Here is a 14,782-nt window from a genome sequence, read left to right as displayed (position 1 = left end):
ACCTCAAAATTGTAAGAATTTTAAAATTGAATTATCAACAATGTAGGTAATTTAAAAAAATTATTGGCTAAACATGTAATTTATCGGAAAAATGATGCGTTTTATCGGAAAAAAAATTATATTTGTTAGTAATAGTAAAAAGATGACCCAAATCTATAAACATATACTAGCTCTTTTTATGCTGTTGACCCTCAGTGTGTCATCACAGAATTCTATTGAAAAAGATCCGGAATTACTTCAAAACAAGATAAATTATTTCATCTCACAATCAGAAGATGATATTAATAAATTTAACTATTATGAAGCCCAAAAAAAACTTGATGATGCCTTAGAAATTGCCGAAAGTATTGATGATAAAATAAGTATTGGTTTAATTTATTCTAAAAAAGGAAATCTTCAACTCATTATTGAAGAATTAGATGCAGCCATTATTTCTATCAATAAAGCTATAGAAATGCAGCGATTTGCTAAAGATAATGCCAATTTAGGAAACTCTTATAAGACTTTTGGTGATATCTATAAAAGCAAAAAAAATTATAATCAAGCATTAGATTATTATATATCAGCTCAAACACTTTTTGAGCAAGTAGGTCTAAATAATAATTTATCTGGTGTTTTGTTAAGTGAAGCCGAAACTTATATTGAATTAAAAAACTACAATAAGGCAAGAACTATTATAGAACAAGCTCTGGCATTAGCTAAACGATTGCAATTACCTAGAATTGAAAGTAGCGCCCTTATTTACCATGGTAAAGTTTATAATATCTTAGGAGATAATGAAAAAGCCCTTACCTATGCCAATGAAGGTATCTTAATTGCTAAAAAAAAGAATTATGGTGACATACTGAATGAAGGTTATTTAGTTTTGAGTCAAATACATCAGGGTATTGGAGATTATAAACTTTCAAATCAATATTTAAGAGCTTACTTAAAACTTTCTGATTCTTTAAGAGCCGTTAAAAGGGAAAATTTATCGCCTGACAAGAAAATTCAATTTTTAATTAATGATCAAATTGCAAATAGCAAAAAACAAGAAGAACAGTTAAAAGAAGCTAAAGATAAAAATGATTTAAGCACTTTAATTTCTATTTTAAGTGTTGCCTTAATTACCATTTTATCATTATTAACATTATCTCTTTACAAAAACAATAATATCAGATTAAAAACCAACAATATGCTCCACAAGAAAAATGCGGAACTTATTGTGGCCAAAGAGAAAGCAGAATTAGCTTCAAAAACAAAAGCCAATTTTTTATCTACTGTAACTCATGAATTACGTACACCTCTTTACGCTGTAACAGGTTTAAGTAACATGCTCTTGGAAGAAAATCCAAAACCTGAGCAAATCCAACATTTAAAATCACTTAAATTTTCAGGAGACTACTTGCTAACATTTATTAATGATATTTTACAAATAAATAAAATTGAAGCCAATAAAGTTGAAATAGATCCGGAAGCATTTAATCTAAAAAAGAAAATAAATAATATTTTACTGGCATTAAACAACTCAGCAACTGATAACAACACCAAACTTCATTTAGAATATGATAAAGCATTACCTGAGAACTTTTTTGCTGACCAATTAAAAATTTCACAAATTTTAATCAATCTCGTTGGCAATTCTATTAAGTTCACAAAAGATGGCGATATATGGATACGAGTGATTAAAATAAAAGAAGAAAATGATATTTACAATTTGCGATTTGAAGTTGAAGATAATGGTATAGGCATCAGTCAAGAAAAGCAAGATAATATGTTTGAAAGCTTCTCGCAAGGATCTATACAAATTAACCGCAAATATGGTGGAACTGGTTTGGGTCTATCTATTGTTAAAGGATTAATTGATATTTTAAAAGGTAAAATTTATTTAAAAAGCGAGCTAGGCAAAGGCACAACATTCTATTTTGAAATTCCTTTAAAATATTCTGAAAAAGAAGCTAAAGAGGTAAAATCTACTCCGTTTAATGGTAATCAAGCGTTAGACTTAACCAATGTTAAAGTTCTCGTGGTAGAAGACAATAAAATCAACCAAATGATCACAAAAAAAATCTTAACTAAAATGGGACTTAAATGTGATGTGGTTGATAATGGAGAATCAGCTGTTGACATGGTTAAAACAAACAATTATGATATTGTATTAATGGATATTCATATGCCAGGCATTAGTGGTATTGAAGCAACTAAAATAATTAGGACCTTTGATAAGGAGCTTACCATTTTTGCTTTAACGGCAGTCACTATTGAAGATAAAATGCAAGAGTTTGATGAGGCCGGATTTACTGATATTATTCCTAAGCCATTTAAACAAGAAGAATTTGAGAAAAAACTATTCAATGCGTTGTCACCGTCCAAAAAATCAACTACTTCTTAGAATGTATAAATTTCTTAATTAAATCATTAAACGTTTCAGAATTATCAATAGTCACATGAATGGGTAAATAAAATAGCCTTCCTTTTAATGACTCAAAGTTTTGTAACCTCATAAAGTCTTTTTCAGTAGTTATAATAAGGTCATTTTTACTTAACTGTTCAACGTCTTTTAAAGTGAAATTATAATGATCGTGAAAATTTAAATGTTCAAATTTTAAATTTCTATTTCGCAAATATTCAACTAATGGGCCGGCATTGGCAATACCTGTTACAAGAGTAAAACCAGAAATATCATCCAATTTTCTACTTTCCTTAGATGATTTGATAACATCAGCATAATTTATTCTACTAAAAAATACATGCTGTTGATTAAGAGGATTTATTTTTCTAATTAAATTTTCCTTTTGGTCTTTGTTTAATTCTAAAGGACATTTGGTTACTATAATAAAATCGGCACGTTTAGCTCCATTTCTAGACTCTCTCAAATTACCTGCTGGTAATAAAAAGTCATTGACATACAAATTATCATAAGTTGTAAGCAGTAAATTAAATCCCGCTTTTACTTTTCTATGTTGAAAAGCATCATCAAGTAAAATAACTTCAGGCGTATTTTCAATGGATTTTAATGAATTAATGCCATGCACCCTATTATTATCCACAGCGACTTGAATCCCACTTTTATATTTTGAATAAAACTGATAGGGTTCATCTCCTAAAGATTCAGCAGAAGATTTATTGTTTGCTAATTGAAAGCCATCGGATTTTCTTTTGTAACCTCTGCTCAAGGTCGCTATCTTATGATCATCTTTAAGCAATTCAATCAAATATTCAATCATTGGCGTTTTACCAGTACCTCCAACACTTAAATTGCCAACACAAATAACAGGAAAATCAAATGACACAGATTTCTTAATTCCTAAATCGTAGCATTTATTACGCACCCAAGTAACCGCATAATAAACAGGAACAAATGGGAAAAGTAATTTTCTATAAAATTTCACTGAAATTGAAATGATTTTAATTCAACACTCCAATGACAAAGTAAAGATTATTTTTTTAAACGATTCACTGAGACTAAATGAAAATTATAAAATAGGTAAACATTAAATATTTTATCTTTGGTAAAAAACATACATACCATGATTATTCAAGACGTTATAAATCTTCTGGAAGAATTTGCACCCCTAGCCTATGCTGAAGATTTTGATAATGTAGGATTATTAGTTGGACACAAAAACACCAAGTTATCTGGGGTGTTAGTAACCTTAGACACCCTTGAAAGTGTTGTTGATGAAGCAATAGAAAACAATTACAATCTGATTGTAAGTTTTCATCCTATCATTTTTAAAGGATTAAAAAAAATAACTGAAAAAACCTATGTGGAACGTGTTATTTTAAAAGCCATCAAGAATGACATAGCTATATATGCCATTCACACTGCTTTAGATAATGCATTTCAAGGCGTTAATGATGCTATTTGTAATCAATTAGAATTAGTAAATAAACACATACTGATACCTCAAAACCAAACAATTAAAAAATTAACCACATTTGTACCTAAAGAGGAGGCGGAAATTTTGAGAAATGCTCTTTTTAAAGCAGGAGCAGGTAATATTGGGAACTATTCCAACTGTAGTTTTAATACGGAAGGAATTGGCACCTTTATGGGAAATGAAATGTCTTCACCAACAAAAGGATTAAAAGGAAATACTCATAAGGAAGAAGAAACACAAATATCCGTTACTTATTCAAAACATTTAGAGTCTTCTATTTTAAAAACTTTATTCCAAACACATTCCTATGAAGAAGTAGCTTATGAAATTACCACACTTGAAAATAAAAATCAGCACATTGGTATGGGAATGGTGGCAGAATTGAAGGCACCAATGGAAGAATTGGCGTTTTTAAATTATTTAAAAACAAAAATGAATGTGACCCACATAAGACATTCGGCCTTATTAGGAAAACCAATTAAAAATATTGCTGTTTTAGGTGGCTCCGGAAGTTTTGCTATTGAAGCCGCTAAAGCCTCAGGCGCTCAGGTATTTATAACTTCAGATTTAAAATATCATGACTTTTTTACGGCTGAAAATGAGCTGATTTTGGCTGATATTGGGCATTTTGAAAGTGAACAATTCACAAAAAATATTTTAGTAGCATTTCTTATTAAAAAAATCACTAATTTTGCAGTCGTTTTATCGAAGACACATACCAATCCTGTTAAGTATTTTTAAAGTATGACTAAAAAGAAAGAAGTAACTGTTGAAGAGCGTTTAAGAGCTTTATATGATTTACAACTTATAGATTCTCGTATAGATGAAATAAGAAATGTACGAGGAGAACTTCCACTAGAAGTTCGTGATTTAGAAGATGAAGTTGCTGGACTTACTACCAGATTAGAAAAATTGGTTTCTAGTTTAGAAGTTGTAGACAATGAAATTGTTGCTAAAAAAAATTTAATTGAAGAATCAAAAGCCTTAATTAAAAAATACGCTGAGCAGCAAAAAAATGTTAGAAACAACAGAGAATTTAATTCAATAACCAAGGAAGTTGAATTTCAAGAATTAGAAATTGAATTAGCTGAAAAACATATTAAGGAATTCAGAGTTCAAATTGAACAAAAGAAAGAAGTTATTGCAGAAACTAAAGAGCGCTTAAAAGCAAGAGAAACTCACTTAAAACACAAAAAAGGAGAGCTTGATGCTATTTTAGCTGAAACGGCAAAAGAAGAACAAGCGTTAATTGCAAAGTCTGAAGACTATAAAGATCAAATTGAGGAGCGTTTAGTTTCAGCTTATACCAGAATCCGTCAAAATGTAAAAAACGGATTAGCTGTTGTAGCTATTGAAAGAGGCGCTTCTGGCGGATCTTTTTTCACAATTCCACCACAAGTACAGGTAGAAATAGCTTCAAGAAAAAAAATAATTACTGATGAGCACAGTGGTAGAATCTTAGTAGACGAATTACTAGCTACTGAACAAAAGGAAAAAATGGAAAAGTTTTTTTCAAAGCTATAAACCATTAAAAATATACGTTAAAAGCCTTCATATTCTGAAGGCTTTTTTATTTAATAAAACTTTCACACAAAATAATTTTAGGATTTATAATTTTATAGCACAATTATTTAAAATAACCTATGAAAAAGTTAATACCCTTATTTTTAATCGCCTTATTATTTAGCTGTCAAAATTCGGCACAGGTTAACAAAGAACAGAATGCCGTTATCAATGCAAAACCCGTTGAAGTCCCAATAAAAAACGGAAAGGCTAAAGCTTATTTCGCTAGTGGCTGTTTTTGGTGTGTTGAAGCAATCTATGAAAGTGTAAAAGGGGTCGATGAGGTTATAAATGGCTATTCTGGCGGGCACACCAATAATCCAACCTATGAGGCAAGTAATACTGGCAGAACCGGACATGCAGAAGCTGTTGAAGTTATTTATGACCCACAAGTGATTAGTTTTGCAACACTAGTGGATGTGTATTTTGCTTCTCAAAATCCCACTCAGGTAAATGGTCAAGGCCCGGATAATGGTTCACAATACCGCTCCATCATTTTTTATCAAAACGACAATCAAAAACAAATCATTTTAATGAAAAAAGAAGCATTATCAAAAATTTTAAACAAAGAGGTTGCCGCAGAAGTGTATCCTTTTCAAAAGTTCTGGAAAGCTGAAGACTATCATCAAAATTATGAAAAATTACATCCAGAAAACAGATATGTTCAAGGCGTTTCTGTTCCAAGGCTAAATCGGTTTAAAGCAAAAATGCCTGAAGTCCTAAAAGAAAATCATTAAGACTTAATTGCCTTAATTTCAAATATTAAAGGATATAATTTGTCCTTTGTAACATACATACCCGATTTAGTCTCTATTAGATCTGGTAACACATTATATGGACTTTCATCATACTCATTTAAATATTCTATTTGCAATCCCGCTTCAATAAGGGCATTCACTACTTCACCCAATCCATGGTTCCAGCCATATTCTTTACTTATCATTTTAGAATCTGAATTGGCATAAGTGCCTTCATATTCTTCATAAATCACCTCATCTTGCATATAACCATATTTTAAAATGGGTTTTCCGCTTAAATAATCAAACATCCAGACTAAAGGATGAAACTCCACCATATAAAATACACCTCCTTTTTTTAACCGCTGAGCAATCATTTTACCCCAGGGTTTTAAATCTGGCAACCACCCTATAACCCCATAACTGGTAAACACAATATCAAAAGTGTCATTCAAATGTTTGGAAGTCTCTAAGACATTACAGCAAATAAAACTAGCATTAAGATTTAATTCTTTGTTTAATTGTTTGGCCATTTTAATACCTTCATCACTTATATCTAATCCAACGCAATGAGCGCCTAACCTACTCCAACTTAAAGTGTCTTGTCCAAAATGACATTGCAAATGCAATAAAGATTTACCATCAACATTACCCAAAGCATTGATTTCATAAGACATTAATGAGGATGCTCCTTTTTTAAATGCCTTTAATTTATACAAATCACCTTTAACGTGGGCCTTAACCTTTTGGTTCCAGGTTTTTCTATTAGTTTCAAAATAATAATTTATATTTTCCATTATAGATTAAGTTAAAAACTCATGTTCGTTTTAATGTTAAGGCCGCCATAAAAGAAATTAAAATGAAAATTAATAAAGCTAAAAAACTCAATTTCAAGCTCGATATTTCAGCTAAAAAACCTAACAAAACAGGACCAACTAAAAAACCAAAGAATCCTATACCTGAAATGAAGGATATACTTACAGATGAATCTATATGAGGCGTTTTAGCTCCTAATCTAAAAAGTTCAGGTATTATTACTGAAAGCCCCAGTCCTACCAACCCGAAACCAAAAATGGTAATTAGTGGTTGTACCAATAAGACAAATACAAATCCAATCATTGATAAAATCAAACCAACTAATATTAATACTTTGGAACCGAATTGACTACTAATGCCATCGCCAAGAAATCTACCAAATGCCATTGTTGCAGAAAAAATGGTAAACCCTAAACCAATCCAAGAGGCCTTTGCAAGAGAGATATTTTTTAAATATAAGGCACTCCAATCAACAATAGCACCTTCACTTGCCATTATAAAAAAAGCCATTATTGCCAGCAAAACCAAAGGTTTACAATGCTCTAGTTTAAATGGAACCCCATCCAACTTTATTGAAACGGTTTGTATATAAGTTCTAACAAATAGTATATTCAAAATAAATAAAACAGCAATGACTATTATTAAATGGTTCAATGGCATTAAATCAGCAGGTAAAAACAAACCTCCAATACCAGCTCCTAAAAAGCCTCCTAAACTAAAAAACCCATGATTGGCTGACATGATATGAACCGAATCTCTTTTTTCAATTTCACTTACCAAAGCGTTCATTGCAACATCCGTGAGTCCAGAAAAAGCACCAACAATATACATTCCAAAACACAACCAAAAATAACTTCCAGCACTAAAAGGAATAAGAAATGAAAATAGAAACAAAAAAACACCAGACGCGGTAACCTTGCCAACGCCAAACCTGCCAATAAATTTTGGCGCTAATAAAATCATGGATAAGGTGCCTAAGGCCATATAAAATATAGCTAGACCTAATTGCCCCTCATCAATACCTAAATTTGCTTTTATCCGCGGAATATATATGGCCCAGGTTCCATAAATAACATTTAAAGTCGCGAAAACTAAAGCTGGTCCAAAATACACGCCTTTAGAAAAAATTAGTTTTAGTGAATTCATATTTGAGTTTAATGAAGGTTTGACCCTACTAAAATAAAATAAGTTCTTGAATAAATACTTCTTTAGTATCTTTGAAAGAAAACATGAAAAAAATCATATTACTAATTTGTTTCGTTTCGCTACTTTCTTTCTGCAAATCAGATAAAACAGAAAAAGGCAACACAGTTACTGATGCTAACCAGTTAAATACTGCAGAAAAAATAGCTAATGCCTATGGTTTTGAGAATTGGGGAAAAATATCTCAAATAGTCTTTACTTTTAATGTTGATAAAGACAGCAGTCATTTTGAACGTTCATGGAAATGGCATCCTAAAACGAATGATGTTATATTGATATCTGGAAATGACACTATTTTATATAACAGAAAACATATCGATAGCATATCAATGAATGCTGACAAAGCCTTTATTAACGACAAATATTGGTTGCTGGCTCCATTTCAATTACTCTGGGATCAAGGAACTTCCATTTCAGAAGTTGTTAAAGAAGAAGCACCCATAAGTAAAAACCTATTGAATAAAATAACTTTAACCTATTCCAATGAAGGTGGATATACCCCAGGTGATGCCTATGATTTTTATTTTGGTGATGACTATTTAATTAAAGAATGGGTTTACAGAAAGCAAAACAGTGACACGCCATCATTAACAACCTCCTGGGAAAATAATCAAGATTTTAACGGTATCATATTAGCTTTAGATCATTTAAAATCAGAAGGTCCTTTTAAATTATATTTTAGCAATGTCAAAATAATCTTAGACTAATTAATCTTAGTGATTATCCCTTAAAAGCTTCTTTTACATGCATCCCATCACAATAAGGTTTATTATTTGATAGTCCGCATCTGCAAAAAGCTGTCGTTTTATTTTTGATCTCTTTATTACCATCTTTATGAGTAATATGTAAGGTCCCATAAATCAGCAAAGGGCCATTTTCTCTTACTTCAACTTTAGTTTCTATATGTTCAGCTGATTTATCTTTGTCATTATTCATTAAAAAGCTCAAGGCACCTGAAGGACAAGATTTAACCTGATGAATCAATTCCTCTGATGACGCTGCATCTATTTTAATCCAAGGCTTTTCTTTTGGTTTAAAAACATCTGGCAACCCTTTTACACATATTGCTGAATGAATGCATTTTTCAGGTTCCCAAACAATAGTCACCTCATTATTAGTATAATTCTTTGTTTTGCTCATAGTCCTACTTTTTCTAAATATACAAAATTGAAATAATAAAAACATCCCGGTTTTTAGGCTTCCTTTCTAAATTTATAATTCTTATTTTTGATGAAACGATAAAATAATACACTTTGTCAAACTTTCAATTAGGTCCTGCATTCGCCAAGAATCAAGATAAAAATGACCCATTAGCTACCTACAGAAATCAATTTCATATTCCTAAAGACAAACAAGGAAAGGAATTGATATATATGACTGGTAATTCATTAGGGCTGCAACCAAAAAGAACAAAGGCCTATATAAATCAGGAGTTAGAGGATTGGGCTAATTTAGGTGTAGAAGGTCATACAGACGCCAAGAACCCATGGTTAAAATACCATGAATATTTAACCGAAAGTATGTCAAAAATAGTTGGGGCCAAACCAATTGAAGTGGTTATTATGAATACATTGACCGCCAATTTACATTTTATGATGGTGTCGTTTTACCAACCAACTAAAACACGTTATAAAATTCTAATTGAAGCGGATGCGTTTCCTTCAGATAAGTATGCCGTAGAATCTCAATTAAGGCATCATGGTTTTGATGAAAAAGAAGGGATTATTCTTTGGAAAGCCAGAAAAGGAGAAGAACTCGCTAATTATGAAGATTTAGAATCAATATTTAAAGTTCATGGTCATGAAATTGCCTTGATTATGATTGGTGGTGTGAATTATTACACGGGACAATATTTCGATTTAAAACAAATTACAGAACTAGGTCATAAACATGGTTGCATGGTTGGCTTTGATTGTGCCCATGGCGCAGGAAATGTTGAACTAAATTTACATGATTCTGGTGCTGATTTCGCTGTGTGGTGTACCTATAAGTATTTAAATTCCGGACCAGGAAGTTTAGCAGGATGCTTTGTTCATGAACGCCATGCCAATAATAAAAACCTCAATAGATTTACGGGTTGGTGGAGCCATAATAAAGAAACCCGTTTTAGAATGCGAGATGAATTTGACCAGCTTCCCGGAGCTGAAGGCTGGCAATTGAGTAATCCACCCATTTTATCAATGGCAGCTATAAAAGCCTCTTTAGATCTTATTGATGAAGTTGGATTTAAAAGATTAATTGAAAAATCTAAAAAACTAACCGGTTATTTTGAGTTTTTATTAAACGAACTAAACGACAAACATATCAAAATTATCACACCAAGTAACCCCAAGGAACGTGGCTGCCAATTGTCCATTCAAGTTAAAAATGCCGATAAATCACTGCATCATAAATTAACCGAGGCTGGCGTTATTAGTGACTGGCGAGAACCAGATGTGATAAGATGCGCTCCGGTACCATTATACAATTCGTTTCAAGATGTCTATCATTTAGTTAACAAATTGAAAAATATTTTAAATGAATAAGCAGCAAAATATACTCATTATAGGTGCCGGACTCTGTGGGTCACTTTTAGCATTGCGTCTTGGCCAGAGAGGCTACAACGTGACTGTTATGGAAAAACGGCCCGATTTGCGCAAAGTAGCTATTAGCGCCGGGCGCTCCATTAATCTTGCCTTTTCTGATCGCGGTAATAAAGCGATGAAACTTGTGGGTTTAGAAAGCAAAGTGAATGCTTTATGTATTCCTATGAATGGCCGTATGATTCATGATAAAGAAGGCAATACTTTTTTATCAAATTATAGCGGTAGGGATTATGAATACATCAATTCCATTTCTCGTGGTGGCCTGAATGCGCTGCTTTTAGATGAAGCTGAAAAACATGAAAATGTAACGATTCAATTCAATCGTAAATGCAAATCCGTTGATTTTGAAAAAACTACCGCTTTGTTTTATGATTATGACTCAAAATCAGATTTTATAGAAGATACAGATGTCATCATTGCTACAGACGGAGCTGGGTCCATTTTGAGAAAAAGCTACTACTTAGAAAAAAAGTTCTTATTTAGTTTTTCACAGGATTATTTAACTCATGGTTATAAAGAATTATCTATATTACCTGCAGATTCTGGTGATTATAAAACCTATAAAAATGCGCTTCATATTTGGCCTCGTGGTTCATTTATGCTGATTGCACTGCCCAATTTAGATGGCAGTTTTACGGTAACACTTTTTTTGAGTTATGATGATGGCGATTATAATTTCAACAATTTGACCACCCCAGAAAGCGTAACTGAATTCTTTAAAAAAGAATTTCCTGACGCCCTTAATTTAATGCCGAATTTGATAGAGGATTTTTTCAAAAATCCAACTTCACCATTAGGCACCGTAAAATGTTCGCCTTGGCATTATAAAGGCAATACTCTGCTTATGGGTGATGCTGCACATGCTATTGTACCATTTTACGGACAAGGAATGAATGCCTCTTTTGAAGATGTGGTTGAATTTGACAACATTTTGGAAGCGCATAATAAACCATCCACAAAAAGTGATTGGGAAAACATTTTCAAATCTTACGAAAGCACCCGCAAAAAAGACACGGATGCCATTGCTGATTTAGCCATTGACAATTTTTATGAAATGAAAGACCATGTGAACAATCATTTGTTTAGAGAAAAGCGCAATTTAGAAATGGCCTTAGAAAAGAATTTTCCGGAGCAATACGCCTCTAAATATTCTTTGGTCACTTTTAATGAAAATATAGGTTATAGAGAAGCCATGTTAAAAGGACGCGCACAAGATAAAGCCATTTTAAATATGTTGGCAGAAGGAGAAATAGATTTAAATAGTGATTTAAGACTAGTTTTAGAAAAAATAAATTCTGAAACACAGGAAATACTTCAAGAAGATAACATAGCTGGACTAAAATAAATTATTATGAGTGAAGAAAAAGTTGTAACCCCCAGAGGAGCCTATCCCCATACCAAACGCGTAGGAGATTTTATATTTGTTTCAGGCACCAGTTCTCGCCGTGCTGATAATACGATTGCAGGTGTTGACATCATTGATGAAATGGGAACAAAACGCTTAAATATTGAGGCACAAACCCGTGAAGTTTTATTAAATATAGAAAAGAATTTAGCCAAAGAAGGCGCCTCCCTAAAAGATGTGGTTGATGTCACCTCTTTTTTAGTAAATATGAACGATTTTGCTGGTTATAATAAAGCCTATGCAGAATTCTTTAATAAAGAAACTGGACCAGCACGGACTACTGTTGCTGTGCATCAATTACCACATCCCGATTTGGTGGTGGAGATTAAGGTAATGGCTTATAAGAAATTGTAATGGACAAAATCCAAAATTATATCAATGGTAATTTTCACGATCCAATTCAAAATGAATGGTTAGACAACTATTGTCCTGCCAGTGGTGAAGTATATGGGCAGTTACCTAACTCATCCAAAGAAGATGTGGAAAACGCTTATATTGCAGCAAAATCAGCCTTTCCTACTTGGTCACAAACCACCATTGAAGAGCGGAGTAGAATATTAATAAAGATTTCAGAATTACTAGAAGCCAACTTACAAGGTTTCGCAGCAGCTGAAAGCAAAGACAACGGCAAACCCATCAGTTTAGCAAAAGCGGTTGACATACCAAGAGCCGCCAGTAATTTTCGCTTTTTTGGAAATGCTATTACACAATTTTCTAGTGAGAGTCATGAAAGTGTTGGTCAGGATGCCATCAATTATACCCTACGTCAACCCATTGGGGTTGTTGGCTGTATTTCACCTTGGAACCTACCACTCTATTTATTTACCTGGAAAATTGCTCCTGCCATAGCCGCAGGCAATTGTGTGGTAGCCAAACCAAGTGAAATAACACCTATGACCGCTTATCTTTTAGGAGACATATGTAATGAAGCTGGTTTGCCAAAAGGGGTTTTAAACATTGTACATGGTCTAGGAACAACCACTGGCCAAGCCATTATTGAACACTCAGACATAAAAGCTATTAGTTTTACGGGAGGCACCGCCACAGGAGCCCACATTGCGAAAATTGCCGCACCTATGTTCAAAAAACTATCTTTGGAGTTGGGAGGCAAAAACCCTAACATCATTTTTGCTGATTGTGATTATGATGCTATGTTAGAAATTAGTGTGCGTTCTTCATTCTCTAATCAAGGCCAGATTTGTTTATGCGGAAGCCGCATTTTTGTTGAATTGTCTATCTATGAAAAATTCAAAAAAGATTTTGTAGAAAAAGTAAAAGATTTAAAAGTTGGACATCCCTCAAAAGCGGATACCAATATTGGTGCTTTAGTATCAAAACAACACTTAAACAAAGTGCTGGATTATATAGCTATTGCAAAAAAAGAAAGTGCAACTATATTATGTGGCGGTCATAAAGTAAACATTAAAGGATTTGAAAACGGGTACTATCTTGAACCTACAGTGATTGAAGTCTCGACGGATGAATGCAGAATAAACCAGGAAGAAGTTTTTGGACCGGTAGTGACCATCATGCCATTCAATACCGAAGATGAGGTTTTGCAAATGGCTAACAACGTAAAATATGGTTTGTCGGCAACAATTTGGACCAATGATTTAAAAAGAACCATGCGTATGAGCAACCAAATACAAGCAGGAATTGTCTGGGTCAATACCTGGATGCTGCGTGATTTACGTACTCCTTTTGGTGGTGTAAAAGCTTCAGGTATTGGTCGCGAAGGTGGTTTTGAAGCTTTACGCTTTTTCACCGAAGCCAAAAATGTTTGTATAAAATATTAAAGAATTATGGAATTAAACTTAAACAATAAAAACGCCTTAGTTTGCGGTAGCACGCAAGGAATAGGAAGAGCGACTGCCATTGCTTTAGCTAAAGAAGGCGCCCATGTCACATTAGTTGCAAGAAACAGAGAGAAATTAAAAGAGGTATTATCTGAGTTGCCAAATAGCGAAAACCACAGTTATATTGTGGCCGATTTTTCAAACCCCAGAGACTTACAAGAGCAAGTCATAAAATTTATTGAGAAAAGTCATGGGTTTCATATTCTTATTAATAATACAGGCGGCCCAAGAAGTGGTGATATTTTAAACGCCAGTTTAGAAGAATTTGATAATGCGTTTACCCAACACTTAAAGTGCAACCATGTATTGGCGCAAGCGGTGGTTCCTTTTATGAAAGACATTGGTTTTGGCAGAATTATAAATATTATTTCTACCTCGGTTAAAGAGCCTATTCCCGGTCTTGGGGTTAGTAACACCATTAGAGGTGCTGTGGGTAACTGGAGCAAAACCTTATCCATTGAATTAGGGCCTTTTGGCATTACAGTAAACAATGTGTTACCTGGATTTACAGAAACTGAACGACTCAATGAAATTATTAAAATTAAAGCTATGGGTGCAGAAACTTCAGTTGAAGAAATGACTGAAATTATGAAAAATTATTCGCCCGCTAAACGTTTTGCACAACCAGAAGAAACGGCCATGGTTATTACCTTTTTAGCCAGTGAAGCGGCTAGTTATGTCAACGGTATCAACGTGCCTGTTGATGGCGGTAGAACAAAATCTTTGTAAATTTTAAAATACCAAACTAAAACTA

At 33.1% G+C, this 14,782-nt stretch carries 14 protein-coding genes; 10 read left to right on the top strand and 4 right to left on the bottom strand.

The window, feature by feature from the left end; all coding sequences use genetic code 11:
- Positions 1–142: 142 nt before the first annotated feature.
- On the top strand, positions 143–2,371 hold the full coding sequence (locus V8G56_RS04705) for an ATP-binding protein (RefSeq protein WP_395437295.1): 2,229 nt from the start codon (positions 143–145) through the stop codon (positions 2,369–2,371).
- On the opposite strand, the gene lpxK is transcribed toward V8G56_RS04705, so the two are convergent.
- Positions 2,361–3,371: a tetraacyldisaccharide 4'-kinase gene (gene lpxK / locus V8G56_RS04700; protein WP_395437294.1), complete on the bottom strand. Its 1,011-nt coding sequence runs from the start codon at positions 3,369–3,371 to the stop codon at positions 2,361–2,363. The two genes, V8G56_RS04705 and lpxK, sit on opposite strands and share 11 nt — an antisense overlap.
- A 138-nt stretch (positions 3,372–3,509) precedes the next feature.
- Between lpxK and V8G56_RS04695 the strand changes: the two genes are divergently transcribed.
- From V8G56_RS04695 to msrA, 3 genes are all read left to right on the top strand, one after another.
- Positions 3,510–4,604: a Nif3-like dinuclear metal center hexameric protein gene (locus tag V8G56_RS04695; RefSeq protein WP_395437293.1), complete on the top strand. Its 1,095-nt coding sequence runs from the start codon at positions 3,510–3,512 to the stop codon at positions 4,602–4,604.
- A gap of 3 nt (positions 4,605–4,607) precedes the next feature.
- Positions 4,608–5,387, top strand: a complete 780-nt coding sequence (locus tag V8G56_RS04690) for a zinc ribbon domain-containing protein (RefSeq protein ID WP_395437292.1) — start codon at positions 4,608–4,610, stop codon at positions 5,385–5,387.
- Positions 5,388–5,506: 119 nt separating this feature from the next.
- The gene (gene msrA / locus V8G56_RS04685; protein ID WP_395437291.1) at positions 5,507–6,163 is read left to right on the top strand and encodes a peptide-methionine (S)-S-oxide reductase MsrA; all 657 of its coding nucleotides are present in this window, start codon (positions 5,507–5,509) and stop codon (positions 6,161–6,163) included.
- Here the strand turns inward: msrA and V8G56_RS04680 are convergent.
- Together V8G56_RS04680 and V8G56_RS04675 are read right to left on the bottom strand one after the other, a co-directional pair.
- Positions 6,160–6,960: a class I SAM-dependent methyltransferase gene (locus V8G56_RS04680; RefSeq protein WP_395437290.1), complete on the bottom strand. Its 801-nt coding sequence runs from the start codon at positions 6,958–6,960 to the stop codon at positions 6,160–6,162. The genes msrA and V8G56_RS04680 overlap by 4 nt on opposite strands.
- Positions 6,961–6,979: 19 nt before the next feature.
- Entirely contained in the window at positions 6,980–8,125 is a 1,146-nt protein-coding gene (locus V8G56_RS04675) for an MFS transporter (RefSeq protein WP_395437289.1), read from the bottom strand.
- A gap of 83 nt (positions 8,126–8,208) precedes the next feature.
- Here V8G56_RS04675 and V8G56_RS04670 point away from each other — a divergent pair, with 83 nt between their 5' ends.
- The gene (locus V8G56_RS04670; RefSeq protein ID WP_395437288.1) at positions 8,209–8,889 is read left to right on the top strand and encodes a hypothetical protein; all 681 of its coding nucleotides are present in this window, start codon (positions 8,209–8,211) and stop codon (positions 8,887–8,889) included.
- Between the two features lie 13 nt (positions 8,890–8,902).
- Here the strand turns inward: V8G56_RS04670 and V8G56_RS04665 are convergent, their stop codons facing one another.
- Positions 8,903–9,322, bottom strand: coding sequence for a (4Fe-4S)-binding protein (locus V8G56_RS04665; protein WP_395437287.1), 420 nt, complete (start codon positions 9,320–9,322; stop codon positions 8,903–8,905).
- A 113-nt stretch (positions 9,323–9,435) separates the two neighbouring features.
- On the opposite strand from V8G56_RS04665, the gene kynU reads away from it, so the two are divergent.
- From kynU to V8G56_RS04640, 5 genes are read left to right on the top strand one after another with little or no spacing between them, the layout of a single operon-like run.
- Positions 9,436–10,707, top strand: coding sequence for a kynureninase (kynU, locus tag V8G56_RS04660; RefSeq protein WP_395437286.1), 1,272 nt, complete (start codon positions 9,436–9,438; stop codon positions 10,705–10,707).
- Positions 10,700–12,112 (top strand): FAD-dependent oxidoreductase, encoded by a 1,413-nt coding sequence (locus V8G56_RS04655; protein ID WP_395437285.1) that lies wholly within the window; start codon positions 10,700–10,702, stop codon positions 12,110–12,112. Before kynU ends, V8G56_RS04655 begins: the two co-directional genes overlap by 8 nt.
- 6 nt (positions 12,113–12,118) lie before the next feature.
- Positions 12,119–12,526 carry a RidA family protein gene (locus V8G56_RS04650; protein ID WP_395437284.1) on the top strand — a complete coding sequence of 136 codons (408 nt, stop codon included), beginning with the start codon at positions 12,119–12,121 and terminating at the stop codon, positions 12,524–12,526.
- A complete protein-coding gene (locus V8G56_RS04645; protein ID WP_395437283.1) occupies positions 12,526–13,968 on the top strand; it encodes an aldehyde dehydrogenase in 1,443 nt (480 codons plus the stop codon). The genes V8G56_RS04650 and V8G56_RS04645 overlap by 1 nt, the downstream gene beginning before the upstream one ends.
- 6 nt (positions 13,969–13,974) lie before the next feature.
- Complete coding sequence (locus V8G56_RS04640; protein ID WP_331631085.1) at positions 13,975–14,757, top strand: SDR family oxidoreductase; 783 nt, start codon at positions 13,975–13,977, stop codon at positions 14,755–14,757.
- Positions 14,758–14,782 lie beyond the last annotated feature (25 nt).

This window comes from Gaetbulibacter aquiaggeris, assembly GCF_044003965.1.
Lineage (GTDB): Bacteria > Bacteroidota > Bacteroidia > Flavobacteriales > Flavobacteriaceae > Yeosuana > Yeosuana aquiaggeris.
The sequence above is the reverse complement of the archived record's forward strand: the minus strand, read 5'-3'. Positions and strand labels throughout refer to the sequence as shown.

Excerpts from the sequence above, each read along its gene's own strand:
- V8G56_RS04705 (WP_395437295.1), top strand. The coding sequence starts at position 143 with ATGACCCAAATCTATAAACATATACTAGCTCTTTTTATGCTGTTGACC.
- V8G56_RS04695 (WP_395437293.1), top strand. The coding sequence starts at position 3,510 with ATGATTATTCAAGACGTTATAAATCTTCTGGAAGAATTTGCACCCCTA.
- V8G56_RS04690 (WP_395437292.1), top strand. The coding sequence starts at position 4,608 with ATGACTAAAAAGAAAGAAGTAACTGTTGAAGAGCGTTTAAGAGCTTTA.
- msrA (WP_395437291.1), top strand. The coding sequence starts at position 5,507 with ATGAAAAAGTTAATACCCTTATTTTTAATCGCCTTATTATTTAGCTGT.
- V8G56_RS04680 (WP_395437290.1), bottom strand. The coding sequence starts at position 6,960 with ATGGAAAATATAAATTATTATTTTGAAACTAATAGAAAAACCTGGAAC.
- V8G56_RS04675 (WP_395437289.1), bottom strand. The coding sequence starts at position 8,125 with ATGAATTCACTAAAACTAATTTTTTCTAAAGGCGTGTATTTTGGACCA.
- V8G56_RS04670 (WP_395437288.1), top strand. The coding sequence starts at position 8,209 with ATGAAAAAAATCATATTACTAATTTGTTTCGTTTCGCTACTTTCTTTC.
- V8G56_RS04665 (WP_395437287.1), bottom strand. The coding sequence starts at position 9,322 with ATGAGCAAAACAAAGAATTATACTAATAATGAGGTGACTATTGTTTGG.
- V8G56_RS04655 (WP_395437285.1), top strand. The coding sequence starts at position 10,700 with ATGAATAAGCAGCAAAATATACTCATTATAGGTGCCGGACTCTGTGGG.
- V8G56_RS04650 (WP_395437284.1), top strand. The coding sequence starts at position 12,119 with ATGAGTGAAGAAAAAGTTGTAACCCCCAGAGGAGCCTATCCCCATACC.
- V8G56_RS04645 (WP_395437283.1), top strand. The coding sequence starts at position 12,526 with ATGGACAAAATCCAAAATTATATCAATGGTAATTTTCACGATCCAATT.
- V8G56_RS04640 (WP_331631085.1), top strand. The coding sequence starts at position 13,975 with ATGGAATTAAACTTAAACAATAAAAACGCCTTAGTTTGCGGTAGCACG.